At 56.6% G+C, this 26,446-nt stretch carries 19 protein-coding genes; 16 read left to right on the plus strand and 3 right to left on the minus strand.

Going from position 1 to position 26,446, the window contains the following annotated elements; all coding sequences use genetic code 11:
- Positions 1–140 precede the first annotated feature (140 nt).
- Positions 141–1,274 carry a 4-hydroxyphenylpyruvate dioxygenase gene (gene hppD, locus H4317_RS07315; protein ID WP_185889471.1) on the minus strand — a complete coding sequence of 378 codons (1,134 nt, stop codon included), beginning with the start codon at positions 1,272–1,274 and terminating at the stop codon, positions 141–143.
- A 239-nt stretch (positions 1,275–1,513) separates the two neighbouring features.
- Here hppD and H4317_RS07320 point away from each other — a divergent pair, with 239 nt between their 5' ends.
- From H4317_RS07320 to H4317_RS07330, 3 genes are all read left to right on the plus strand, one after another.
- On the plus strand, positions 1,514–1,915 hold the full coding sequence (locus tag H4317_RS07320; RefSeq protein ID WP_260625853.1) for a hypothetical protein: 402 nt from the start codon (positions 1,514–1,516) through the stop codon (positions 1,913–1,915).
- Positions 1,916–2,003: 88 nt separating this feature from the next.
- On the plus strand, positions 2,004–2,351 hold the full coding sequence (locus tag H4317_RS07325) for a DUF952 domain-containing protein (protein WP_185889472.1): 348 nt from the start codon (positions 2,004–2,006) through the stop codon (positions 2,349–2,351).
- A gap of 158 nt (positions 2,352–2,509) precedes the next feature.
- Positions 2,510–3,202 (plus strand): hypothetical protein, encoded by a 693-nt coding sequence (locus H4317_RS07330; RefSeq protein WP_185889473.1) that lies wholly within the window; start codon positions 2,510–2,512, stop codon positions 3,200–3,202.
- 73 nt (positions 3,203–3,275) lie between these two features.
- On the opposite strand, the gene H4317_RS07335 is transcribed toward H4317_RS07330, so the two are convergent.
- Positions 3,276–5,174, minus strand: a complete 1,899-nt coding sequence (locus H4317_RS07335; protein ID WP_185889474.1) for an ABC-F family ATP-binding cassette domain-containing protein — start codon at positions 5,172–5,174, stop codon at positions 3,276–3,278.
- Positions 5,175–5,261: 87 nt separating this feature from the next.
- A complete protein-coding gene (locus H4317_RS07340; RefSeq protein ID WP_185889475.1) occupies positions 5,262–5,495 on the minus strand; it encodes a hypothetical protein in 234 nt (77 codons plus the stop codon).
- Between the two features lie 136 nt (positions 5,496–5,631).
- Here H4317_RS07340 and murI point away from each other — a divergent pair, with 136 nt between their 5' ends.
- The 13 genes from murI (at position 5,632) to H4317_RS07405 (ending at position 26,375) form a co-directional block, all read left to right on the plus strand.
- Positions 5,632–6,453: a glutamate racemase gene (murI, locus tag H4317_RS07345; protein WP_185889476.1), complete on the plus strand. Its 822-nt coding sequence runs from the start codon at positions 5,632–5,634 to the stop codon at positions 6,451–6,453.
- Between the two features lie 82 nt (positions 6,454–6,535).
- Positions 6,536–7,219, plus strand: a complete 684-nt coding sequence (locus H4317_RS07350) for a Cj0371 family chemotaxis-regulating polar lipoprotein (RefSeq protein ID WP_185889477.1) — start codon at positions 6,536–6,538, stop codon at positions 7,217–7,219.
- A 91-nt stretch (positions 7,220–7,310) separates the two neighbouring features.
- The gene (locus H4317_RS07355) at positions 7,311–8,486 is read left to right on the plus strand and encodes a glutathionylspermidine synthase family protein (RefSeq protein ID WP_185889478.1); all 1,176 of its coding nucleotides are present in this window, start codon (positions 7,311–7,313) and stop codon (positions 8,484–8,486) included.
- A gap of 581 nt (positions 8,487–9,067) precedes the next feature.
- Entirely contained in the window at positions 9,068–9,607 is a 540-nt protein-coding gene (locus tag H4317_RS07360; RefSeq protein WP_185889479.1) for a CsgE family curli-type amyloid fiber assembly protein, read from the plus strand.
- 50 nt (positions 9,608–9,657) lie between these two features.
- Positions 9,658–10,083 carry a curli production assembly/transport component CsgF gene (locus H4317_RS07365; RefSeq protein WP_185889480.1) on the plus strand — a complete coding sequence of 142 codons (426 nt, stop codon included), beginning with the start codon at positions 9,658–9,660 and terminating at the stop codon, positions 10,081–10,083.
- A gap of 57 nt (positions 10,084–10,140) precedes the next feature.
- Complete coding sequence (locus tag H4317_RS07370) at positions 10,141–11,529, plus strand: CsgG/HfaB family protein (protein ID WP_185889481.1); 1,389 nt, start codon at positions 10,141–10,143, stop codon at positions 11,527–11,529.
- 240 nt (positions 11,530–11,769) lie between these two features.
- Positions 11,770–12,522: a hypothetical protein gene (locus H4317_RS07375; RefSeq protein ID WP_185889482.1), complete on the plus strand. Its 753-nt coding sequence runs from the start codon at positions 11,770–11,772 to the stop codon at positions 12,520–12,522.
- A gap of 128 nt (positions 12,523–12,650) precedes the next feature.
- Positions 12,651–13,238: a hypothetical protein gene (locus H4317_RS07380; RefSeq protein ID WP_185889483.1), complete on the plus strand. Its 588-nt coding sequence runs from the start codon at positions 12,651–12,653 to the stop codon at positions 13,236–13,238.
- 233 nt (positions 13,239–13,471) lie between these two features.
- Positions 13,472–13,801, plus strand: coding sequence for a curli-like amyloid fiber formation chaperone CsgH (gene csgH / locus H4317_RS07385; protein ID WP_185889484.1), 330 nt, complete (start codon positions 13,472–13,474; stop codon positions 13,799–13,801).
- Between the two features lie 242 nt (positions 13,802–14,043).
- On the plus strand, positions 14,044–15,495 hold the full coding sequence (locus H4317_RS07390) for a carboxypeptidase regulatory-like domain-containing protein (protein ID WP_185889485.1): 1,452 nt from the start codon (positions 14,044–14,046) through the stop codon (positions 15,493–15,495).
- A 618-nt stretch (positions 15,496–16,113) separates the two neighbouring features.
- Complete coding sequence (locus H4317_RS07395; protein WP_185889486.1) at positions 16,114–19,638, plus strand: T9SS type A sorting domain-containing protein; 3,525 nt, start codon at positions 16,114–16,116, stop codon at positions 19,636–19,638.
- 633 nt (positions 19,639–20,271) lie between these two features.
- On the plus strand, positions 20,272–24,780 hold the full coding sequence (locus H4317_RS07400) for a T9SS type A sorting domain-containing protein (protein ID WP_185889487.1): 4,509 nt from the start codon (positions 20,272–20,274) through the stop codon (positions 24,778–24,780).
- Positions 24,781–25,142: 362 nt separating this feature from the next.
- Positions 25,143–26,375 carry a T9SS type A sorting domain-containing protein gene (locus H4317_RS07405; protein ID WP_185889488.1) on the plus strand — a complete coding sequence of 411 codons (1,233 nt, stop codon included), beginning with the start codon at positions 25,143–25,145 and terminating at the stop codon, positions 26,373–26,375.
- Positions 26,376–26,446: the final 71 nt, after the last annotated feature.

Genomic DNA, 26,446 nt, shown 5'->3' on the forward strand with positions numbered 1-26,446 from the left:
GAGTCTAAGTGGTAGAAGAACGGGCGGCAAAGAAAACAGGTTTTCCCGGAAACAGCAGTGGTCCTGCGAATTGCCAGCCGGGCTTCGCAGGACCACATAGGTGTATGACAATGGGCCGGCAGCCGCCGACCGTAGTAAGGCTACAGGTTGCCGCGCAGACCCTGTTCCCGCTCAATGGCCTCGAACAACGCCTTAAAGTTGCCTTTGCCGAAGCTCTTGGCCCCTTTGCGCTGAATGATTTCGAAGAATACGGTGGGGCGGTCTTCCACGGGCTTCGTGAAAATCTGGAGCAGGTAGCCTTCCTCGTCGCGGTCTACGAGCAGGTTCAGGCTCTTCACCGATTCCAGGTCTTCGTCGATGTGGCCGATGCGCTCCAGCAGGTCGTCGTAGTAGGTGCCGGGCACCGACAGGAACTCCACGCCGCGGCGACGCAGCTCCGTGACGGTTGTGCGAATGTCGTTGGTGATGAGGGCCATATGCTGCACACCAGGCGAGTGGTAGAAGTCGAGGTACTCTTCAATCTGGCTCTTCTTCTTGCCTTCGGCGGGCTCGTTGATGGGAAATTTCACAAAGCCGTTGCCGTTGCTCACCACTTTGCTCATGAGGGCCGAATACTCGGTGCTGATGTCATCATCATCGAAGGTGATAAGCAGCTTGAACCCCAGTACGTCCTCGTAGAACTTCACCCACTGGTTCATTTCGCCCCAGCCCACGTTGCCTACGCAGTGGTCTACCACCTGCAGACCCACTGGGCTGCCCTGAGGCACGCCGCTGGTTTTGGCCACGAAGCCCGGCATGAACGGACCGTTGTAGTTGCTGCGCTCCACGAAGGTGTGGATGGTTTCGCCGTAAGTATAGATGCCGGCCATCGTGACGGAGCCGTTTTCGTCTTCAATGGTGTAGGGCTCGAAGGCCACTTTGGCGCCGCGCTTGGTGGTTTCCTCGAAGGATTTGCGGGCATCATCCACCCACAGCGCCATCACCTTCACGCCGTCGCCGTGCTGGGCCACGTGCCGCGTGATGTCGGAATCGGGCAGCAAAGACGTGGTGAGTACGAAGCGGATTTTGTTCTGCTGCAACACGTAGCTGGCCCGGTCGCGCACGCCGGTTTCGGGGCCAGCATAGGCTACCAGCTCGAAGCCAAACGCCGCCTGATAATAGTAAGCTGACTGCTTGGCATTGCCGACATAAAACTCAATGTAATCGGTGCCGTTGAGGGGCAAGAAATCCTGAGCGGGCTGGGCCTGCACGGCCGGCGAGGTCATGGTTTGCATGGGCGAAGAGGATAGGGGTGGTACGTGTGGATGTGTGGGTAAAAATACTGTTTTGAGGGAAATGATTCCGATGTGGCGCTAGATGTCTGTATTTACCGCCACGCCCATGCTTCCGTTGCAGGCCACACTACAGTCGCAGAACGCAGACCGGGAGTGCAGCATTCTTCGTAAAATTGGGACGGAAGCAGAAACCGCGCACGAAACTGCCGAATCCTCTCCACCTTTGCAGCCTAACCCCAATGCTTACCCTTATGAATCTGGAAGAGCTAAACCGCGCCCTCGTTACCCTGATTGAGAAAAAGCAGATCCTGCATGATATGTCGTACGATGATACCCGCTACGACGACGTGGAGGAAGAACTGCACGACCTGGAAGACGACTTCAACGAAGAGTACGGCTCGTTCCTGGAGGCCGCCCTCGACAAAGTGCATACCGAGCTCAACTCCGATACCGATGTGCTGCTGCCCACGGCTTATCTGCCCTCCAGCACCGGCGGCGCCCCTTCACCTAAGGAAGGTGTATGGGTAGACTCGGAAAAATATCCTGGCAAAGAAGCCCGTATCACGCTCATACCCAATCCTACACGCATCATGCTGACGGTAGGCAAAGCTGTGCAGCAGGAGCTCTGGAAGGCCGAGTAGCAGCTATATCCAGCAAGTGCCAAACCCCGTGTCAGGTCGAGCGTTGCTCAGCTTGGTACGGGGTTTTTACTGCCTTATTTCTATCTGTATGCTCTACCGCATTTCTGAAGCTGCCGACTGGCAGCAGGCACAGCAAACCGGCTTTTTCGCCAGTTCTGACTTGGCGGCTGAAGGATTTATTCATTGCTCAGAACTACATCAGGTGCTGGAAACGGCGCGGCTTTACTATGTGGGCCGCACTGAATTGCAGTTGCTAGAACTGGATGAAGAGGCGCTGGCTAAGGCTGGCGTGCGGGTAGTGCGGGAATGGGTAGAGCGCCGGCAGCAGCATTTCGCGCACGTGTTAGGGGCGGTGCCCGTGGCGGCAGTGCGGAGTGTATGGGCTTTTGGCACAAAAGCTGTAGATGGAAAATTTACCTTGCCCGATGGGCTTTAGACAGGAGTGTTTCTTCTGTCAGAGCTGATATCCGGCCCCTGAAATCCATTGTAAGAATTCACTATCCATTACCACGTATGCGTCAATCTATACTTGCGGTTTCAGTACTTGCACTAAGTGGTCTGCTGGCCGGCTGTGGCCCTTCTTATTTGCTGACAATGGCACCCAGCCACCCCAACGGCCCCACCATAAATGGTCACCCCACCAGCCTCAGCACCCGCCCCGAAGACAGCGTGGAAGTGCTGCTGGGCTTTGTTCGCTACGAAGAAAAAGAGCTAGTATTCGAGGTGGAAGTGAACAACAATTCTAGTAAGCCTGTGCTGCTAGCGCCCGAAACGTTCTACTACACGCCGCTCTACACCGATACTCCGGACACTCTGATGGCATCGGCTACGGCCGCTGTGCTGGAGCCGGCCCGTGTGGCTGCCCTCGACCCGGAAGCCCGCCTGCAGCAACTAGCCCAGCGCCTCGATAAGCAGGCCAACAAGGCACAGGGCGGCGGCTGGCTGGAGCTCGTGACCAGCGCCACCCACATTGCGGAAAACGTGTCCAGCATCAGCAAAAAGGAAACCGACCAGCAGAGTGCGGAGCGCGAGCAGCGCCATGCCGATGATGAGGCTTTTCTGGCAGAGCAGCGCGAAGAGCACGCCCAGAAAGCCGATATGCTCTACGACCAGAAGCGCAACATGGAATCGGTGGCGCTGCGCAAAACCATGCTGCCGCCGCGCCAGTACGTGACAGGCCAAGTACATTTTCCCCGCTCCGATGGCGCGCATCAGCTACGGATGGTTCTGTTCTTCAATGAGCGGCCCGTGACGTTCAATTTCACGCAACGGCCGGGCGTGTTATAAGCAGGCATTGACTGTAAGCCAAAGCGGCCACCCGGATTTCGGGTGGCCGCTTTGGCTTAGGATATGTAACAACTTACACTAGCTCGGCCAGCTCCAGCCACCTTTCTCCTTTGGTATCGAGGTCGGCGTCGGTGCGCTTGAGTTGGGCGGCCCAGTCAGCCAACTCAGTGTGCGAGCCAGTGCCGGCATTCAGCTTCCCGATGAGGTCCTGCTTGAGGGTTTCCAGCCGTTCCAGCTCTTTTTCCAACTGCTCGTACTCCTTTTTCTCCGCGAAGCTGGCCTTGCGCTTGGCCGCCGCCGGTGCGGCCGGGGCCGTAGTAGCAGAAGCCTGGTTCACCGATTTCAGGGCCTTTTCTGCGTCGCGGGCGCCGTTGTCGGCGGGTTGCTCCTGCAGCCACTCGCGGTAGTCGGTGTAGTTGCCGGGGAACTGTCGGATTTTGCCGCCTGGCTCCAGCGCAAACACCTGCTCTACCAACGCATCCATGAAGTACCGGTCGTGGCTCACGATGATCAGGCAGCCCGTAAACTGGAGCAGAAATTCCTCCAGAATGTTGAGTGTGATGATGTCGAGGTCGTTGGTCGGCTCGTCAAGAATCAGGAAGTTAGGATTCTTGATCAGCACGCGCAGCAACTGCAGGCGGCGCTTTTCGCCGCCGCTCAGCTTGCTGACCAGCGTGTACTGCTGAGCCGGCGGAAACTGGAAGTGCTGCAGAAACTGCGACGCCGTCACGACGCTGCCATCGGCCAGCTCAATTACCTCGGCCACTTCCTTCACAATGTCAATCACGCGTTGCGAAGGGTCGAACTGCAGCTCGGTCTGAGTGTAGTAGCCGAACACAGTGGTCTGACCTGCATCTACGGTGCCGGAATCGGGGGCGAGCTGCTTGGTGAGCATGTTGAGCAGCGTGGACTTGCCCGCGCCGTTGGGACCCACCAGGCCAATCCGGTCCTTTTTCTTGAACACATAGCTGAAATCGTCGAGCACTACTTTGTCGCCGAACCGCTTGCTCAGATGCTCTACTTCGATGATTTTGCCGCCCTGGCGGGTGGTTTTCACCGACAGCTCCATGTCCGGGCCTTTGATTTTGGTACGGGCCTTTTCCTGGGTTTCGTAAAACGCGTCGATGCGGGCTTTCTGCTTGGTGCCACGGGCTTGGGGCTGGCGGCGCATCCATTCTAGCTCCTTGCGCAGCAAGTTGCGCGCCTTTTCCACCTCGGCGGTTTCCATCTGCTCCCGCTCGGCCTTCTTCTCCACGAAGTAAGCGTAGTTGCCCTGGTAGCGGTGCACACGGCCGCCATCCAGCTCCACAATTTCATTGGCTACCCGGTCCAGGAAGTACCGGTCGTGGGTCACCATGAGCAGCGTGAGGGAAGGAGAGGCCAGCCGGTTTTCCAGCCACTCAATAGTGGCCAGGTCCAAGTGGTTGGTAGGTTCGTCGAGAATGAGCACGTCGGGCTCCTCAATCAGCACGCGGGCCAGGGCCACACGCTTGCGCTGCCCGCCCGAAAGCTTGCTCACATTGCGCTGCAGCAGCTCGCCCAGAATCCCCAGCTTGCCCAAGATCTGCTGCACTTGCGACTCGTAGTCCCAGGCATTATAGGAGTCCATCAGTTCCATCACGCGCTGCAGGTCGGCAGGCTTGTGGTCGGGGTCATTCACTACATGCTCGTAGTCGCGGATGGCGGCCAGCGTGTCGTTCTGGCTGGCGAAGATGGTTTCCTCTACCGTCAGCGACTCATCAAATACCGGCTGCTGGCCCAGGAAGGCCACACGCGTGTCTTTGCGGGTGCTGACGCTGCCGGTATCCGGCGGCTCCAGTCCGGCCAGTATCTTAAGCAGCGTGGTTTTGCCAGAGCCGTTGATGCCTACCAGGCCCACGCGCTGGCCCTGGAGCAGGCCAAAGTTCAGTTCCCGGAAAAGCCACCGGTCGGCATAGTTCTTCGAAAGATTCTCAGCAGACAGCAAATTCATACCTGCAAAGGTACGCCACAGGAGTCAGCAGACAGAAGCCACTGGCAAGTAGTTGAGATAAAATCCGGTGTGCGGCACCTAGTGGCCCTATATCACCCGGATTCGGTCTACATGCAGGTCGTCGCGCAGTATTTCGAGGCCTTTGTAAGCTAGGGGGCGGCCGGTGTTGTGGGTCAGCTCGCCGCCATCTGCATGCAGATGAGCGACATCGAGGATGAGCTGCGTGTATTTTCGTTCGCCCAGCTCGATGGCAATAGGGCGGCCCTGGGAGGAATCGAAGGACGCCAGTGCGCGGTCAATTTCGGCCAGAATGTTACTCATAGCGGTGGGCAAAGGGGGCGGTGTAATAGCGGAAGATAGGAATTCGGGGGAATTGTAAAATTTTGGCCGGGTTTTTTGCGCAGAAACCCAGCATTGCAAGGCAGTTCCGTTGGTTCCTCGTTACTTGCCTCCTGATATGACTCCAGACCTCACTACTCGCCCCATTGGCGTATTCGACAGCGGCATTGGCGGCCTTACTGTAGCCCGTGCCGTAGCCCGTGTGCTTCCGCACGAGCGGCTCGTGTATTTCGGCGACACCGCCCATTTGCCCTACGGCGACAAGAGCACCGCTGCCATCCAGGCCTACTCAGTCAAGATATGTGACCTGCTACTCAAGCAACACTGCAAAGTCATTCTTATTGCCTGCAATTCAGCTTCGGCGGCGGCGTATGAGCTGGTGCGCGAATATGTCGGCTCCAAAGCCCGCGTCCTGAACGTCATCGACCCAATTGTGGCGCATGTGGGGCAGGTATATGCCGGCCGTACGGTCGGGCTCATCGGTACCAAGCAAACGGTGAACAGCAACGTCTACCGCAAAAAAATAGACGACCTCGACGCCGGTGTGCAGCTGCAAAGCCTGGCCACGCCGCTGCTGGCCCCCATGATTGAGGAAGGCTTTTTCGATAATTCCATTGCCGGCAACATCATCGAAACGTACCTCTCCAATCCGCTCTTGGACGGCATAGAGGCGCTGGTACTGGCCTGCACGCATTACCCCCTCATCAAGAAGCAGATTGCCGAGTACTACAAGGAGCGGGTGAAGGTGCTGGATGCTTCTGACGTAGTAGCTGCCCATGTGCAACACTACCTACAGGACAACCAGCTGGCTGCCAAACCAGGCAAAATAGCTCCCGTTCACCAGTTTTACGTTTCCGATTTCACCCGGTCGTTTGAGGAAAGTACTCGTATCTTTTTCGAGCAGGAAGTGCATCTGGAGCACTACCCGCTCTGGGAGTAATGTTTTGCGTCTGTTCGCTGTTCACCCTGAAAACAGTGGCAGAAAACCCCACTAATACCCCACCTACACGCTACTAGCTGCTATGAACAAACCGTATTACCGCTTCGGCGACTGGCGCCGCAATGTGCTGCTGGTAGCCGCCGCTACCAGCCTGGGTCTGATGCTGCCCGCCTGTTCCGGTGGTAGTTCCGACTCTGAGAATACTGCTGCCGAAGGCGACTGGAGCAGCGGCAATTCGTACTCGGAAGGTGTTGTCACGGAGATGACCGAAGTGCAGCCCGGCGAGTGGAAAATCACGGCTGAGCGGCCGGCCGGCAAAGAGGAAGTGGCCGCCGTGCTCAAGCACTTCGATGGCAAGGTTGACACACTGCAAGGAGAAGCCCTGCAACGCCAAATGCAGGACTACACCCGCGCCAACCCCGAAAACCACGCGGGCCGCTCCGGTATGATGGACGTGCTTATGTGGGGTGGTATCGGGTACATGGCTGGGCGGTTTCTCACACCCAATGTGGGGGCCTATGCCAACCCTGGCCTGGTGCAGCAAAACAATGGCTGGCGCAGCCGGGTAGCGCAGGAGCGAGGCCAGGGCCGTAGCTTTTTCGGCCGGGGCTTTTCGGGAACCCGCAGCAGCACGGGCATCCGGCCCAGCACTACCGTCACGCGCAGCACCGGCTATGGAAGTCGTAGCAGCATCCGGAGCAGTGCCCCCAGTTCGGGGCGCAGCAGCGGTTTCGGCAGCCGTGGCGGCCGTGGCTTTGGCGGCTAACTATTCGCCTGTATCAAGCACTCAGCTAGTCTGCACCTGTTGTGGGTGGGCTGCCTGAGTGCTTCTTCGTTTCGTCTTCAGCATATAGTATATGATTACGCTGCTTCCGCTTTCCGGTGATATGGCGCCCGCATTACGCGGGTTGGGTTGGGACTGGGCCTTGGAAGATGCCTGCCAGAACTACGCGGCCCGTGAGGCCGTGCAATTGCCAGAAGCAGAAGCAGATGCTTTGCTACAGGCTGCCGATACGCTCTATGAGCTGCTGGTGCAGTCTATTCCCGATCCTATTCCTGATTCGCTCCTCAGCCAGCTTGCTATTCCGCCGCTGCTCTGGCCCGCCGTGCGCCACTCCTGGAACGACGACCGGCACTGGCACCTCTATGGCCGCTTCGACTTGGCCCAGACGCCCGAAGGCCCCAAGCTTCTCGAATTCAATGCCGACACGGCCACAAGCATTCCAGAAACCGCCGTGGTACAGTGGGCTAGCCTGATGGCAGCCGGGCAAGCTGAGGAAGAGCTGCAAGCCAATGGTCTGTTTGAAGGTATCCAAAACCAGCTAGCGGAATGGCTACAACGCAACGACGACCTGGAGCCTACATTGCTGCTGCTACATCTGCCCGGTAGCGCCGAGGACGCTGCCAACTGTGCCGTAGTAGCCGAAGCAGCCCGTGAGGCCGGATTTTCTACTGTCCATGTCTGTTCTGCTGATGCCATGCAGGTGGCGGTGGTAGGCGAGGAGCGAGGCGTCTGGGCCGAGGTGGAACCAGGGCAGTGGCAACGTTTTGGCTTCTTGTTCAAGCTGGTGCCCTGGGAAATTATGGCGGACGAGGAGCCAGCCCTGACGGCTGACCTCATTCAGCTGCTCCAAAGCCGTGATGTAATCATTGCTAATCCTGCCTACACGCTGCTCTTTCAGAGCAAAGCCATCTTGGCGTGGCTCTGGCTGTGTTTCCCGCAGCACCCGATGCTACTCGAAACTTCCTTCCAGGACCTCAGTGGCCACTATGTGCGCAAACCGTTGCTGGGCCGTGAGGGACAGAACGTAACGGAAGTGACGAATGGCCAGCTTGGGCAACAGGTGGAAGGTGAGTTTGCACGCCAGCCACACATCAGCCAGCGCTACGCGCAACTGCCGCAGGATGCGCAGGGCCGCTTATATCAGGCGGGTGTGTTCTGGGCCGGAGCTGGATGTGCTATTGGCTATCGGCGCGCTACTGGTTTCATCACCAATCTGTCGGAGTTTGTGCCGCACGTGCTAGTAGAGTAGGCTGTCTTCTTTTCGAGCATTGCTCTGCGAAGCACCTATTAGCTATATACTATAGAGCATATAACGGATAAGTCACCCGGCTAGGCTCCCAAGTCTGGCCATGCCGTGTTGTATACACCGCTCAGCGAAGCGGTAAATAAGGCCACGGCCAGTTCAGCAAGACACACAGGCGCTTTCATCCAACTAGCTTCGACATATACCAGCAGTAATAAGCTAGAAGACCCTCGAATTTGTCAACTGTAGCAACGTCGGCCGATGCTGGCAATACCTATGCGGCTAAGCTGTGCAGTAGTTCACTTCTAAGGGGTAAACACAGAATTATTTTAAGATCCTCTTCGTCAAGTGTATAGTCAGATAAGAGCAATCTGTTAGCAATATAGATTTGTATTATTTCACTTTATATTTAAATTTATGGTCTAAAACAGTAAAATCATCCTTGAACGGATGCAGATGGATGTTTTGGATTTGTTTAGTTCATTATTAGCAGAGTTATGTTTGGTCTCCTCCCATTTTCTGCCCAGCCCTCACTGGCATCGTGTATAGGCTCTGTCACCAAGGCTTGTAGCGCTATTCTGCTTGTAGTGCTGTGTCTGTCAGCTACCTCGGCCGCCGGCCAAGGTGAGCGGCGCCGGCCAACCCGCGAAAACACAAAGGCTACTGATTCACAACAAGCGCCAGTTCGGGAGTCAAAAGCCGCACCCTTGCCCGCCAACAAGCTGGAAGAAGCATTGAGGCTGCTGCTCAAGGTAACGTCTGATTCTGCCACCACTACTGCTCAGCGCCAGAAGGCAGTAGAAATAGAAGGCCTTATTGTGGATCAGACCATAACCAAAGTAGGGCACGATTTCTACGACATCTTTTACACGCAGTTTGAAGCACCGGCGGGTAGCGGTGAGTATGTGGTAACCATCACAGAAAAACCAGCCCGTGGCACCAGTACGCTCATCTCAGTAAACGTCAACGATACGGATTTGCTTGAAATGCCTCTGCAGCCCAAACCCGAATATATCGAGGCTGCTGCGGCCGAAGCTGTTGGTACTGCCATCGGTCATTTGCAGCAATCCAACAGCCTGAGCCGACAACTGGAAAAAGGCGCAAAACAGCCTCTGGAAACGTTCTGACGGCCTATAGTTTCTTCTCGACTCTCTTCTCATTCCATATTCCACCACGCATGAAACATCTTTTTACACTAAGCCTGCTGCTGTTGCTGGCCGGATTCAGCCATACTGTTGCCGCTCAGGATATGGTATACGAACCCAAAAACCCCAGCTTTGGTGGCGGCAACTCTTTTAACTACTCGTGGCTGCTGAGTAGTGCTACTTCCCAGGATACGTTCAAAGATCCGGCAACGCTGGTGCCGCGGGCCGCAGAGGACCCGCTAGCAAGCTTTGCTACCAACCTCAACCGGCAACTGCTTAGCGAACTGACAAACCGCTTTATAAGTGAGCAGTTTGGCACCGGCACAGTCAAGGCCGGTACCTACGCGGTGGGTGGCTATCAGATTCAGGTTACGCCCGGTAGCGCTGGGGTAGTCATTGTTATTGCTGATCCGGTTACCGGAAACCAAACTACCGTGACTATTCCAAATCTGCCCTAGTCGGCTTCCCCTCTGCCTGCTTCTCGTTCCAGCTCTTCACCCACCACGGTTCACTATATGCGCATTACCTCTTTACTATGTAGTACACTAATCGGCTTGTTTTTGGCGGGATGCTCTCCCTATTTTCATCAGCCCTTCAAAACCGAATCGGCGCGCTTGGGAACGGAAGTAAATGCCAATGCTATACTGCGGGACTTACCGGCGCCCAGTGCCAAGACAGTAGTGGCCGTGTACAAATTCCGGGACCAGACCGGGCAGTACAAGCCACAAGCCAACGGGTCTAGCTTCTCAACAGCTGTTACGCAGGGCACTACCACTATTCTGCTGCGTGCCTTGGAAGAATCCGGCTGGTTTGATCCTATTGAGCGGGAAAACTTGGGCAACCTGCTTAACGAGCGGAAGATTGTGCGCTCAACCCGGTCGGAATTCACGGAGCAAACCGGCGTAAAACAGCCAACGCTACCACCTCTGCTTTTTGCCGGCGTGATTTTGGAAGGTGGTATCATCTCCTACGATGCCAATATCCTGACCGGTGGAGCGGGTATCCGGTACTTCGGTACGGGCGCGTCCGGGCAATACCGCCAAGACCGGGTAACTGTTTATCTGCGGGCTATCAGCACCAATAACGGGCGAATCCTGAAAACGGTCTACACGTCCAAAACTATCCTCTCGCAGCAGGTGGATGCCAGCCTGTTTCGCTTCGTGAGCTTTAAGCGCTTGCTCGAAACGGAAACAGGGTTTACCTATAATGAGCCCAGCGAAATGGCAGTGAAGGAGGCCATTGAGAAGGCAGTACAGGCCCTGATATTTGAGGGAATGCGCGAAAATCTCTGGCAGCCAAAAGAAATAGCTGAGCTGACGGGTGAGAAGATGCTGAACTATGTGCGGGAGCGGGAGTATGGGAAACAGTACGATGTACTGGGCCGGCAAGTACTGAACCGTCCGGATGCTCTGACCTTCACTGCAACGGCTGGCTTTCAGCGCTACGGCGGCGACTTCGCGGCCCCGCGTACTATGCCACTGGCTTATGGCACCTTGTCCTATCAGTTTAGGGGCGGCCGATGGGCTCCCTTCGTAGGAGTGGGGAGGGGCCGCCTGGCCGCGCAGCAGTATTTCGACCAGACTATTTCCCTGGCCGAAGCCGGCCTGCAAATGAGAATTTTGCCTACCGACCGTTTTACCCCTTATATAAGAGCAGGTGGCGGTATTCTGAAGCATGGCGAAGGAAACGAGCCTGGCTTCCGCGGTACTATCCCCAGTATAGTAGCCGGAACAGGGCTTGAGTACCAAGCCAGCGTGAAATGGAGCCTCACGGCTGGGGTCGACGCCCGGTTCCTGCTGGAAGATAATCTGGATGGAGCGGTAGTGGGCAAGTACAACGACAATTCTTTTGCCCTACGAGCTGGTTTCGTGTATCAGTTGATGAGTCGCCCTAAAAGAAAGTAAATCAGCACGATATAAAGCAACCAACGAGGAGCTGGACCTAGTCCGGTTCCTCGGTTTCGTTTATATTTAATTATTCTAATATTTTTTTTGAAAAAAAATGATGACTGCTCTTGACACATAAATATTTTCATTTATATTTGTACAGTTCTTCCGGAGAGAGCAAATGAATAAGTGACAAGTACCTTAAAATTGTAGTACCCCCTTCCCCTTTCTAACCACCAACTTACCTTTCCCCACATCATGAAAAAATTACACATCCTCGTTGCTGCACTGCTCGTTTCTGGATCGGCTTTCGCTCAGGCTCCTCAGGCTTTCACCGCCGTTAACGCCTGTGTAGGTTGCCCCGCAGTTACTCTGACGGAACTGACTCCTACTGCAATTGCGAACCTACAGCTCAATCCAAACAGCATGCCTACTGGCAGCATCGACAACTGTTCGATAGTACAACAGGGTGATGGCCGCGCTATGGATGATAACAACCGTGCGGTAGTAGATCAGTCAGGTACCGGCAACATGGCTATCCTGCGTCAGCAGGAGGGTGGCACTAACTACGGCCGTCAGGACCAGAGTGGTACTGCTAACCGTGCTGCTGCTCAGGTTTATGGCAGCAACAACACTACTCTTCAACTGCAGACTGGTACTGGCAACGTAGCTACTATCAACGTAGACGACGTAGTAGGTGCAGGTCCAGCTGCTGCCGACAACGGCGATGGCAACTGGGCTCAGCAGCGTCAGAATGGCTCGGCTAACCGTGCCAAGATTGACCAGTACGGTGATTTCAACGTTGCTTCGCAGGACCAGAATGGTGCTGGCAACTATGGCCAGATCCGTCAGGAGTCTGACCGCAGCCAGGCTGAGCAACTGCAGGTTGGCGACAGCAACGTAGCCTTCACCGACCAGGGCCGTGGCCGTGCTCTTGACAATGGCCAGCGCAGCTGCATCGAGCAGCGTGGCGACGGCAACTCGGCTATCGTTCGTCAGGACGTACGCTAAGTTGAGCGGGCCAGTAGGCCTCTGTTAGCTAAACACCCTCGCCGGGTACCCGCCTCCGCATGCGAGAGCAGGTACCCGGTTTTGGGCTTATTTTTCCATCTATTAAGAGGCATACTCCTCAGGATGCAATGAAACGAAACCTGTTTTTTATGCTGCTCAGCCTCTTGCTAATTGGCGGAAATCCGGCCTTCGCCCAGCAACTGGGGCGGAGCGAGGCAGCTACCGCAGAGCAGCGGCTGCTAGAGGACATCGGGCCAGGATGGGTGGATACCAATCCTGCGCTAGTACCCAACGCTCAGAACGCAGCGACGATAGTGCAGCAGGGCAGCGCAAACCGTGCTACCAGCACCCAGAACAACCCGGGTACCAACCCGAACCTGACATCCATTATGCAAGTAGGCGACCTTAACCAGGCATACGTGGCGCAGCGGGGGAGTGGTAATAACACTTCCGTAAAGCAAAACGGCGATAGAAATCTGGTCAACAGTGCTGTAACTGGTGATAACAACACGACCAAGCTAGTGCAGAACGGCGACGGCAACGAGTTCATTCGCGACGCAATTACCAACAATACGAATGTGACCATAACCCAGGACGGGGTGAATAACCGGCTGGTACAACAAGGGTCACAGACCCAGACTCCGCCGCGCTACGAAGTTGAGATGCGCGGCAACGGAATCAACCTGACTATTGAGCAGGGGCGTATCGGGCAGTAGTAGCCACAATACTTACGGAAAGCAGGACTGGCCTATCTAAGGGCTGGTCCTGCTTTTTGTTTATCCGCGAAGTTTATGATGTTGTTTTCTTTATAAACTTGCATTTGTAAATGTTTAAGGCAAAAAAAATTATTGGTATAATTAAATAAATGTAACTACTTTTAGTCCTCCCGAAACCTTTCTTAACTATACTGATGATGAAAATTCTCTTAATCAGTTTGTTAGCCCTTGCTATGTCACCTCCTCAGGATAAGGCCCTAGGCACCCCACCATGCACGGCGGAGCTAGTAGTGACCAAAGCCGATGGCTACATTACCGTAACAGGCTATTGTCATAGCACAGGCTCCCAGACGCAACGCTATACGTACACGCTGGAACTGGCGAAGCAAAGCGCAGGCGGCCAGTCGTCCAATCGGCAGCAGGGAGCCTTTGAAGTAGCTCCAAGCCAGACTGTACGCCTATCACAAATCAGTATCGGCGCCGATGCCAGCACCCGCTTCAATGGCTGGTTGCGCATCCTCGATACCGCCGGGCACCTTGTTGCCCAAGACTCCATACACTAGCTTCCCACGTTGTTTCCGACTAGTACTGCCAGCTCAATAAGCTGGTACGACAAGGCTGGGGAGAAGAAAAGGTAGACTATAGCCTGTCGTTGGTTGTCTTGCCCATTGCCGCTTCTTTCACGTTCCTCTACTTACTCTCTCTTATGAATCCCGCCCATCTGCCAGCTCGAAAGCGCAACTGGCTGTTTCGCTGTTTGTGGTTGCTGTTGCTGCCTTTAGCAGCTTGCGAAGACACGGCAGTTATGCCGATTTTTTATGGCAACGTACAGGGAATCCTGCGGGATGCTCGTACCAATCAGCCGCTGGCCAACGTATCTATTAGTACCACGCCCGCTACCATGGCTCTCACGACCGATGCGCAGGGCATGTTTGAGCTCAATGATGTGCCCACCGGCCGGCTCACTATCACGGCTACAAAAGCCGATTATCAGCAAACATCCACCGCAGTAACCGTTGAAGATGGCAAAACCACGACCGTTGCCATACAGCTGACACCGGCAGTAGCCGCTACTGCTCCCAACCCGCCTAACCGACCATCCCCCGCTGATCAGGCCGTGAACGTTCCTGTGCTACCGAAGCTGGAGTGGCATCCGGTAGGAGCGTTCCGCTCCGACTCGTTGCGCTATGATGTGATGCTGTATGAAGGCAATTCCACTACCAACCGTCGGCAACTGCTCACGAACTCCCGCGACACGGTCTACCAGTTCACTTCTCAGGATGTGCCGCTACTCTACAATACGGTATACTACTGGCAGGTGACAGTGTATAATAAGGCCGGCACTTCTGCCCGGTCTAGCCTGTGGTCGTTCCGGACGGCGCCGTTCCCCAACAATCCTTTCGTGTTTGTGCGGCGTACCAATGGATTTCCCGATATATACTCATCCAACGCTGCCGGTACTACTGTGGTGCGTCTCACCAACTCCACTGCTTTTGAGGTGGCCCCGCAAATCAGCCCCGTCTACGATAAAATAGCCTATACCTCCAATGCTGTTACCGGGCAGTATCGTCTTTACACGATGAACCCGGATGGCTCCGACCAGCGCATGATTTCCTCGCTGCCGGTTGAGGGCTACAATAATTTTGGGATAGGCTTCTGCTGGTCACCCTACGGCGACCAACTACTGGTTGCCAGCTATGATAAGCTATATCGAGTGAACCGCGACGGGTTTGGGGCGCCTACCCTGATTGCTACCGCTCCGGCTGGCCGCCACTTCCGGGAGTGCGACTGGAATGGGCAAAACAATAAAATTATCGTGCAGACAGTGGGAACAAGTATTTATGATTCGGAGCTATACATCATGAATGCTGACGGTAGCGGTATGACGCTGGCTGTTGGGAATGTAGCTGGTCGGCTGGATTCTCCCTCATTTAACCTGGGAGGAACGCGCATCATGTATACCATAGACTTAGATGGATACATGGACCTGACCGGCCGTCAGACTAATGCACATATTAGAACCCAAGCCCTGGATGGAAGCGCAATAGTTGATGTTTCTGCTCCGACTTCAACCACGGGCGGAAAGCCTGCGTCAGTCAACGACTTGTACCCGCGCTTTAATGCAAGTGGCTCTAAGATTATATTTACACAGGTAGAAACCACAGGCACGGTGCCGCCGGAAGTGTGGCAAATGGATCTTGATGGTCGTAACAGAACCCTGTTGTTCCAGAACGCCGAGCAAGCAGACGCCATATAGATACCATTACCTGTCCAATATTGCCTGCTATAGCGCATCGGCGAATCGAGCAGCTCCGTGAGCTGAGCAATAGCTGATGGATACATTAGTACTACCTGTCTCGTTTTATAATTTTTATAAATAGCCCCCGCTCATCTGCTTCAAGCAGTTGGGCGGGGGCTATGTTGTTGATGGCAGGCTAGGAGAGGAGAACAGATAAAAATCTGACTACTATATAGAATATGCATCGGATGGCATACTCGGTCTATCTGGTTAAGGCTGGAAAGGCTTTGACGTTTAATGATTATTAATTCAAAAAAACCACGCAAATTTGCATGTCCAAGTATAATATAGTAAAAGATATATATTATTACTGTGGAACTTTTGCCCTATTGAATCGGATAAGTCAAAAAACAAAGACACAGGCAGTAAGCTGGCATGGAATGTGAGAAGCCGGGTTGCACAATGGGCTGTCATTATTTGACGGCTTATGTCAAAAATCACATAATAAATGGAAAATGTAATAATCTTCCTGATTTTTTCTGCGTACTAGCCATCAGTTTCCATTGTAGACCAACAGCCTTCCTTTCCTCGTAATCCAGTTTTTTCCCTTCGTAACTCTTAATTTTTCATAGCACTATGACCAACACTTACCTGCGTACCATGCGCCGGGCCTTCCGACCTCAATCCCAGATGGGGGAGTCGCAAGCAAGGCCTACTAGTCGCCTCTGGGCAATGCTACTCCTGTTGTTGACCGTATCGTTCAACAGTTTTGCCCAGACCTTCTCGGAGGATATGACTGATTCGGGTGTAACTCCTACTTCGCGTGAAGGAGTTGTGTCTTACACTAGCCGCGGTGGTTTCACTTTTGATGCTACCGGCTCGGAAACTGGCACTCTGACCTATAGTGGCAGTGCCCGCCTGGCTACTTCGGCCAGCTCTTCGGGCTACACTGGTGCTTCCGGTGGCGCTTCCATCTTCTTTGGTGGCCCAGCTACCGGAGCTTTGGTTCTGCCCCTGGACTTCCGGATTTCAAACATCAATACAGCTGCCCTGAGCCGGGTACAGCTGACCTTTGGCCTGTACACGCAGCAGGGGGTGGCTCCGGCTACTGGAGACTTCCTGGTGCAGTATTCGACCGACAATTTTGCTACTTCTACTACGGTTGAGTACTCGCGCAACACGAACAACACGGCTGGCGGCACTAGCTTCGCTTGGAACCTGTATTCTGTAGACGCTGCCTTGCCCAACGTTAACTCGCTGGCCGTGCGCTTCGTGCGTACCACCCAGGCTACCGGCACCACTACAACTCCTGGCAACACGACCAAAGACTTCCGTCTGGATGACGTGCGGGTGAACTCGCTGACGCCTACGCTGACGGCTACGATTGATAGCCAGATCTTCCCGGACACGCCTACCAACCAACGCTCGGCTCCGCAGGAACTGACCGTAACGGGTAGCAACCTGACTACTGTAGCTACCGTGACGGCTCCGGCCGGCTTCCTGGTACGCGTTGCAGGTACTACTAACGCTTACACGCAGTCTATTCAGTTGACGCCAAACGTCAACGGTAACGTGTCGGAGCTGGTGGATGTGATTTTCGCTCCTACGCTGGCTACTTCGCCTGGCCCATATCCTGATCCAACCGGCGGTACGCTGACGGTGAGCAGCACGGGTGCCAACACGCGCAACATTGCCATCACCGGCAATGCGCTGGCTCCACAGCCAATCCTGACGGCTAATCCGAACACGCTGGCCTTCGGTGCCCAGACGGTAGGTACCAGCTCGGCACTGCAGTCGTTCCAGCTCACGGGCCAGGACCTGACCGGCAACGTAACGGTAACGGCTCCGAACGGCTTCGAAATCCGGGTAGGTGCAGCACCTTTCTCGCCTAACCCCATTACGCTGACTACGAGTGGTGGTAGCCTCAACCAGCAGGTTGACGTTCGTTTCGTACCTGGCACTACGGGTACCATTACTGGCAATGTAGTGGCTACCGGCAACGCTGGCTCGCAAGCCGTTGTGGCCGTTAGCGGCTCGGGTACGGCAGCTCCGGTTACGCCAACCATCAACTCTTCGACGACGGGCTTGGACTTCCAGACCGTAACGAACAGCGGTTCGGCGCAGACGCAGACCTTCACGGTAAGCGCAACCAACCTGAGCGGTCCTCTGACGCTAACGCCTTCGAACGCTAACATCGAGATTCGCAACATCACGGGTGTTGCGGGTAGCTTCTCAAGCGGTCCGCTTGTTATCAACCCTAACCCATCGGGCAACATCACCAACCAGATTATTGAGGTACGCCTAGTGTCGGCGGTGGCTATAGGTTCGTTTACGGGCAACATTGCGCTGACTAGCCCTAGCGCTACTACGGTGAACGTGGCAGTGACTGCAAACAACCCGAGCGGCGCTATTTCCGACATCTCGCTGACCAACCCTATCCTGACGGAGTTCAGTACCTCACCTGGTGTTCCTTCTACGGTGAAGTCGTACAACGTATCGGCTGATAACCTGCTGCAGGACCTGACCATCACGGCTCCTCAGTTCTTCCAGATTGCGCTGTCGGCTGACCCGAACGCTGCTGGTGGATTCAACTCGCTGGGCTCTACTACCGGCAACTCGCTGGTGCTGCCCCGTATCACGGGCTCTTCTGACCCGACGCTGAACGGCGACGTGGACCTGACCACTATCTATGTTCGTTACTTCCCTCCCGGACCGCAGACCAACCGCGGCCAGGTAGTGTCGAACAGCAGCGCTCCGGCCCGTACGCAGTTCGTAACTGTAAACGGTTCGAGCGAGCCGGAACTTGACGTTATCGGCTCATTCACGCCGGTAGTGAACTTAGTGAAGTTTGAGAAGTCGGCTACGCAAACCCTGCTGTTGCGCGGTGCCCGTTTGGCCAGCCCAGTAGTAGTACGTGTACCACGTGACCCAGAGCCCGGCACTACGGCTTCGCCGCTGAACCCAGCGCGTACGCCTCAGTTCCAGATTTCGAAGTTCGCTGACTTCCGCGACATCAAGCCTGATGATGAGTTCCCCGGTACAAGCCTCATCTTCACGCCTGACGAAAACGACAGCTTGGCCCAAGTGCCCCTGTATGTTCGGTATGCTCCTTCGCGTGTAGGCCAGGCCACCGCCGACCTGCTGTTCCGTACGCCTGACCTGTTCTCGAACGTAGAGTTCACGCGGGTGCCGAATGCTCGTCTGCGTGGTAACTCCATCGACGTAGAGCCTACTCGCCAGTCGTCGGCTACGGTGACTCGCTCGGCTGATGGCCGTAGCGTAACCATCGTGTTCATGCAGGAAGACGGCTCGCCGTTCCCCGGCAACCCAGAAGGCGCTGGCTTCGGTGAAAACCGCCTGATCATTGCCAGCACCAGCAACACGCTGACTCCCGGCTTCTTCCCGCAGGACGCCACCCCGTATGACCCAGGTAACAACGTGTATGGCAACGGCTCACGCATCAACGGTAACTTCGTTGTATTCGCCAGCTCCGCTACTACCGCTATTATCACGGGCCTGACCCCTGGCGTGAACTACTTCTTCTTCGGTTTTGAGTACAACAACGACCAGGTACTGGGTGCTGAGAACTTCAAAACCCCGAACCTGCCCATCACGGTGCAGCTGCCGCTGCCAGTAGAGCTGGTGAGCTTCACGGCTCAGCTCCGCAACGGTAAGGTGAACCTGGAGTGGGTAACTGCTTCGGAGAAAAACAACCGTGGCTTTGAAGTACAGCGCAGCCAGAACGGCCAGCAGTTCTCGACGGTATCGTATAAGGAAGGCCGTGGTACTACCACTGCCCGCACTACCTACACCGACGTGGACAACCAGCCGCTGCCCGGCTTGAGCTACTACCGCCTGAAGCAGATTGACACGGACGGTAAGTTTGTGTACTCGCCTGCAGTGATTGTGAAGAACGCCGGCCTGACCGAGGCTAGCTTCTACCCGAACCCAACGTCGGGCAAGCTCACCATCCTGCTGCCACAGGCTGCCAACGCTGCCGCCCTGCGCGTGCAGATTCTGGACCTGACCGGCCGCCTGGTGCGCGAAGAGACGCTGCCCGTAACGGGTGAGCTGGACCTGAGCGCTCTGCAAGCTGGCACCTACATGGTGACGGTAGGCTCCGGCGACCAGAAAGTGACCCGCAAAGTGGTGAAGAACTAACTGTTCGTCAGCTACTATAGTGAAAAGCCCCCGGCCTTGGCCGGGGGCTTTTTTTGTGCCCGTTTGCTGGCGTAATCATTCGATAATGTGTAGTTTGTTGGACTTGACCCCGAACAACTTGTACCTTTGCGGTCGGACCACCCCTTCGCACATCCATTCATCCCTCGTACCGTTCGTATGCTGCACACCGTTACGCCGCCCCCTGTCTTACGCTCCGGCCCCCTGCTGCGGGTGCTGTTTGCTTTCCTGCTGCTCCTCAGCCCCATAGTAGGGTGGGGGCAGACGACGATATTTAACCTTTCAGGGAATCCAACAACTGCATTCCCTACTGGATGGACAGCCGTAAACGGTGTGACGGCTAACGCAATTGATAGATCTAGCTACTACCTTATTGAGAGAGGCTCGCCTGCGGATATCATCACTACCGATACCTATGACCTGTCATCATATAGTACTGCCACATTTACGGTAGATGTCGCGACGTTTGGTAGTGGAACAGGCAATCCACTGACTGTATCTATATCCACGGATGGAGGAACGACTTATCCAGCCGCACAGACATTCACTACAGCCGCACCATCTGGCACCAATTACATTGCCGGAGGTAACATTAATGTGCCGACTGTCGCGAATGTGAAGCTAAGATTTACCGTCAATGCTGCGTCAGGGGCTTCAGTTAGACTGCGCAACCTGAAGTTAGTTGCTGCATCTACCGCGCCAACACTCACCGTAAATCCTGCCACCCTCACTGGCTTTACCTATGTAGCGGGCAGCGGTCCTTCGGCTTCGCAGTCCTACGACCTGAGCGGCAGCAACCTTACCCCAGCTGCTGGTGATATCACTGTATCAGGCAGCACAAACTACGAAGTGTCGTTGAGCAGTGCCAGTGGCTTTGGTACCAGCGTGACGGTAGCTTATATGGGTGGTGCGTTGGCCGCTACGCCAATCTACGTGCGGCTGAAAGCCGGCCTGGCCCAGGGCAACTACAACACCGAAACCATCACCCACGCCGGCGGCGGCACTACAACTACGCCCACTGTCACGGTAAGCGGCAACGTCACAGCGGCGCCTACGCCCGGCATTGATGTAGGAGGCACCGGTACCCTGGTCTTTTCTACTACACAAGGTACCCCTTCCGGCCAGCAGAGCTTTACCGTGACAGGTACCGCCCTGTCGGCTCCGATTGAGGTAACGGCTCCGGCTGGCTATGAACTGTCGGCGACTTCCGGCAACTTCACGGGCGCGACCAACACCCTAACGCTGGCCGCTACGGGCGGCAACGTGTTTGTGCGTCTGAGCGGCGCGGCTGTTGGCACATTCGACGGTACCATCGACTTCGTTAGCGGTACCAACACTGCCTCTCGGCCAGTGCAGGGCACCGTTACGGCGGCTTCGGTAGCGCCGTTGCTGGAATACACTTTTACATCTGGGGCACTCACACCGGTACAGGCAGCAAACGTAACCGGTTCCAACTTCTCAAATGGCACAGGCGTTAATGGTGTTACTGTAAACGGTGATTACCGGGCGCAGAGCTGGACAACGGCTGCCAGCCGTGACGCGAACGACTACTTTGAATTTACTTTTGCTCCCGCTTCCGGATATGCAGCCGCACTCCAATCTATAGTTCTGGATGAGCGCCGCTCAAATACAGGTATTCGCTTATGGGAAATTCGCTCAAGCTTAGACGGATACACTACGACTATCGATAGAGTAGTATCGGTTCCGGATAACGACTTGGTGCGTACAGACCAAACTATTACGCTAGGTAGTGCTTTTGCTACAGTGCAGTCTCCGATAACATTCCGGATTTACGGATACGACTCTGAGGCAGCAGGAGGAACTTGGTTCGTTGATAATGTGAAGTTGTTCGGCACTTTATCAGCTGCCTCAACTGCTCCCTTCATCAGCAGCATCACGCCTACCAGCGGCCCTACCGGCACGGTTGTAACCATCAATGGTGGTAACCTTACCGGTGTTACGGGTGTCTTTTTCGGTTCTACGGCGGCCACCGCCGTTGCGGTGGTCAGCGCTACCCAGCTCACGGCCACGGTAGACACCAACACCCCAACCGGGGCACAGACGGTGAGCGTGACGGATGGCACCAACACGGCTACCGGCCCCGCCTTCACGGTGGTAGCCACGCCGACCATCACGGCTTCCACGGCCAGCCTGTCGGGTTTTACCACCACGCAGGGCACGCCCTCGGCCACCCAGACCTACACCGTGCGCGGCGACGGCCTCGGCAATGCCGGCATCGTTGTATCGACGCCGGCCGGCTTTGAAGCCGCCACCGCCGTTGGCGGTCCATACACCAACTCGTTTACGCTGCCTACCAACGCCAGCGGCAACGTGGCCACTACCACCATCTACGTGCGCCTGACCGGCGTAAACCAGGGTACCTTCACCGGCAACCTCGACAACAACTCGGCCAGCGTAGCGGCTCCGGTGCAGATAGCCCTCAGCGGAACCGTCAATCCGGCTCCCGGCCTGCAGGCCGCCCCGAACGCCCTGGCCGGCTTCACGGCTACCGTGGGCCAGAACTCGGCTGCCCAGAGCTACCTGCTCACCGGCTCCGGCCTCCTGGCCGATGTGGTGGTAACGGCTCCCAACGGCTACGAGGTAGCCACGGCCGCCGCCGGCACCTACACCTCGTCGCTGACGGTGGCCCGCAGCAGCGGCAGCGTCAACCAGACTATTTATGTGCGCCTGCGCAACACGATTGCGGCCGGCAGCTACAGCGCGGGCAGCGTCACCAACGTCAGCGGTGGCTTCGCGGCTTCGGTAGCCTTGTCGGGCACGGTAGCGGCTCCGGCTTCGCTGGCCGCCGAGCCCACCACGGTGGGGGGTATCACCTTCGGGGCCATCACCAGCACGTCCATCCGCGTGAACGTGACGTCCGGCGACGGCAGCGGCCGCCTGCTGGTCGTGCGGCAGGCAACGCCCATCACCGCCGACCCGATTGATGGCATTGCCTACACGGCCAGCCCCGCCTTTGGGGCCGGCAGCGAAATCGGGAGCCAGAACTACGTGGTGCTGCGCAGCCCGGCCAATACCCCCGGCGTGACGGTGACCGGCCTGACGCCCGGCGTGACGTACTACTTCCGCCTGTATGAGTACAACGGTACCGGCGGCAACACCAACTACCTGACCAACCTCACCGCCAACAACGACGCCACCACCAGCGCTCCGGTAGCCACCACCGGCCCCGGCGAGCTGTACATGGAAGAGGCCTTCGACTACCCGCTGGGCACCACGCTCACCGCCACCGGCAACTGGACAGCGTTCAGCGGTGGCACCACCAACGCCATCCAGACCGATAACCTGACCCTGAGCGCCAGCCAGTACGGTACGCCCAGCCTGGGCACGGCCGCCAAGCTCGACGCCGACGGCCAGGATGTGCGCCGCACGTTCTCGCCCTCGCTCACGGCCGGTACGCTCTACACCTCATTCCTCGTAAACGTGGGCGCCAACGGTATCGGCAGCAATGATGACTACTATGTCAGCCTTTCGGGTGCCGGCAACGGTGAAACCCGGGGTCGAATTCACTTCCGCGCCAACGCCAGCGGCCCCGGCTACAACATCGGGGTGAGCTTCGCCGGTAGCACGGGTGGCAGCAATACCCTGATCAATTATGCGGCCGATGGCAGCGGCCCGCTGGCGTACGCCTACGGCCAGACCTACACCGTCGTGATCCGCTACACCCGCAACCCGGGCTCCAACGACGACGTGCTGCGCCTCTACGTACTCGACCAGAATACGCCTGTGGTGGAACCTACTGTTCCGCAGGTCGCCGACTTCCCTATCACTTTCGGCGGCAGCGGTGCCTCAGAGGTGGATATCAACTCAGTGGTGCTGCGCCAGAACTCCAACAACCAGAACCTGGTAGTTGATGGTATTCGGGTGGGTAGCGGCTGGGGTGCCGTGGTAGGCCGCCCGCGCTTCGTCGATGAGCAGTTTGCGCTGCGCGCCGGCAACTACTACGATGTAGAAGTGAACCTGCCCTCGGCTTCCGAGGCCGTAGCCGTGCTGGGCATGGCCACGGTGGAGAGTGCGCTGCTTCTGACCCAGGGCCGCCTGCTCACGACTACCGCCAACCTGCTGACGCTGCGCTCTTCTGCTGCCATTGTGCCGGCCACGCCTACCATCACGGCCACGAGCTTCGTGGATGGCCCGCTGGCCTGGGAGTATGACGGCAACACCAACCGCACGTTCCCCATCGGTAAAGACGGCATCGTCCGGCCCTTCACGCTCAACGTGAGCCAGACCGGCACGGCCGTTTATCAGATGGAGGTTATCAATGGCGTGTCGCCGGACTTCGGGCTGCCGGCCAACATCACGCGCCGCTCGGCCGTGCGCTACTACACGCTCAGTCGCCTCTCGGGCACGGCGGCCGTCACGGCGGCTCAGGTCACTCTCACCTACGGCACCGACGACGGGGTGAATGACCCCTCGTTCCTGCGGGTGCTGCGCTCCGTGAACGGGGCGCCGTACGAAGACCGGGGCCAGAGCAGCGGCGGTACCGGCAACCCTACGGGAGCCATCATCTCCGACGCGTTTGCCGCTGACTTCAACCTGCAGAACATCTTCACGCTCGGCAACCAGACGCCCGGCACCAACCCGCTGCCCGTCACGCTGATCAGCTTCGCGGCAGAGCGGCAGGGCGAGGTAGTGAACGTAGCCTGGGCTACGGCTTCGGAGAAAGACAACGCCCGCTTTGAGGTGCAGCGCTCCGCCGACGGCAACGCCTTCAGCACCCTGGAGAGCGTAGAAGGGCACGGCACCACCACCCGCCGCCACGACTACCGCATCGTGGACCGTCAGCCGCTGGCCACGCTCGCCTACTACCGCCTGCGCCAGCTCGATACCAACGGCAAAGCCACGTTCTCGCCCGTCGTGACGGTAGCGCCCGGCAAGGAGCTGGCCCTGTACCCGAACCCCACCCGCGCCTCCCTGACGCTGGTAGCGCCCGCAACGGCTGCTACCTACCGCGTCATCAGCACAGTGGGTAGCGTAGTGCTGGAAGGGCAGGCCCCCACCGGCACCGCCACCCTCGATGTAGCGAAGCTGCCGGCCGGCCTCTACCAGCTGGAAGTAACCTCCGGTGCCGGCCGCACTGTTCGCAAGTTCACCAAGCTGGACTAGCGCCTTCCGTTTTCGGAGCGGGGCTCTGCTCTGCTTCCCCGCCACACCGCGCCTCTCTCACTACCGTGGGGGAGGCGTTGTGCTTTCCGGAATCCGGCAATGGGTGCACGCTACTCAGCGGCGTACAACCGTAGAGGACAGGGAGCGGCTATACTTCACGGTGTAGGCCACACTATGTGCTTTGAGGCTGGAGTGTGCGTGTAAGCGGCTGACATACAATAGGGTAATTTTAATATTAGTGTTAGCGCAATAGCGGAGTTCGGAATAAATCATAGTTGATATAAAAATGAGTATAGCAAAGACATAGGATGTAGGAATTATTTGCCTTTATTTATGAAAAAATAAGCCAACCTTCTAGCACCATGCAACGTACCTACGCTCCCTTTTCCAGACTTAGTGTGTTCTCTCGCACCTTGCTTCTTGCAGCAACAGTAGGGGCGGGTACTCTGGGCGCACAGGCACAATCTACTGCTGTGCAGAGTTTCAACGGAACCAACAACAACACCGCAACTGAACTGGGGTACGAAGGAACGCCCGCATTTATTGGTAGCACGGCCCCAACTGGGTGGCGCAATGCCGGTGACAACCTATCTGCAGCAAGCGGTAGTGCCTGGCGCATTCAGAATGGCACAGAAGGCCTGATGTTCCGCAACCGTACTACTACAGCTACTTCTACCGGCAACTACATCCAGTTTCGGGTGGCTGCCTGGGGAACTTCAGGTAGCGCCGGGTTGGACGTTGATGATGTAATCAATGTGAATGTGAGCATTGATGGAGGACAGACATATGCAAATACCTTACGCATTACAGGCAAGCAAAACGGTACCGGTAATGGCTATTGGAATTTCACGCCAGGCGCTCAGAAAACCGTTGGCTACACGTCTAGCGCCAACCCGACAATAATTGGTCCCAGCACAGGCAATGATAACCACAATGGCGACGGATACGACAATTTTCGTATCAATCTGCCGAACGGTGCGCTGTCTGTCCGCTTTTCCATCATTGCCAGCAACAACAGCGCCGACGAAATCTGGATTATCGATGAGGTAACAGTAGGCAGCAGCGCCCCGCTGCCGGTAGAGCTGAAATCCTTCACGGCCGAAGCCACCAGCAAAGGCACGCAGGTGCGTTGGGCCACGGCTTCCGAGAAAAACAACGCCGGCTTCAAAGTGCAGCGCGGCACCACCGCCGATAAGTTTGAAACAATAGGCCAGGTAGCCGGCCACGGCACCTCCACCCAGGCCCACTCCTACGAATGGCTTGATGCGCGGCCCCTGAGCGGCACCAGCTACTACCGCCTGCTCCAGACGGATACCGATGGCACCGAAACCTACTCGCCGGCAGTAGCGGTGCAGTCGGGCGGGGGCACCAAAGCCACGTTCTTCCCCAATCCTACCACCGGCAGCATCGTGCTGGCCCCTGGCATCGGCACGGTGCGCTACCGCATCCTGAACCCGCTGGGCCAGGCTGTACTGGCCGGTGAAGCCACCGGTGGCAGCACCCTCGATGTACAGACGCTGCGCGCCGGGTCATACTTCCTGGAGCTCAACACTGGTGCCGGCCGCCAGATTCAGCGCTTCGTGCGCGAACTGTAGTACGGCTGTTTATAAGTTTCTATTACAACAGAAGGGGCGCTATCCATTCGGATAGCGCCCCTTCTGTTGTA

The sequence above is a fragment of the Hymenobacter sediminicola genome (genome assembly GCF_014250515.1).
Classification (GTDB): Bacteria; Bacteroidota; Bacteroidia; order Cytophagales; family Hymenobacteraceae; genus Hymenobacter; species Hymenobacter sediminicola.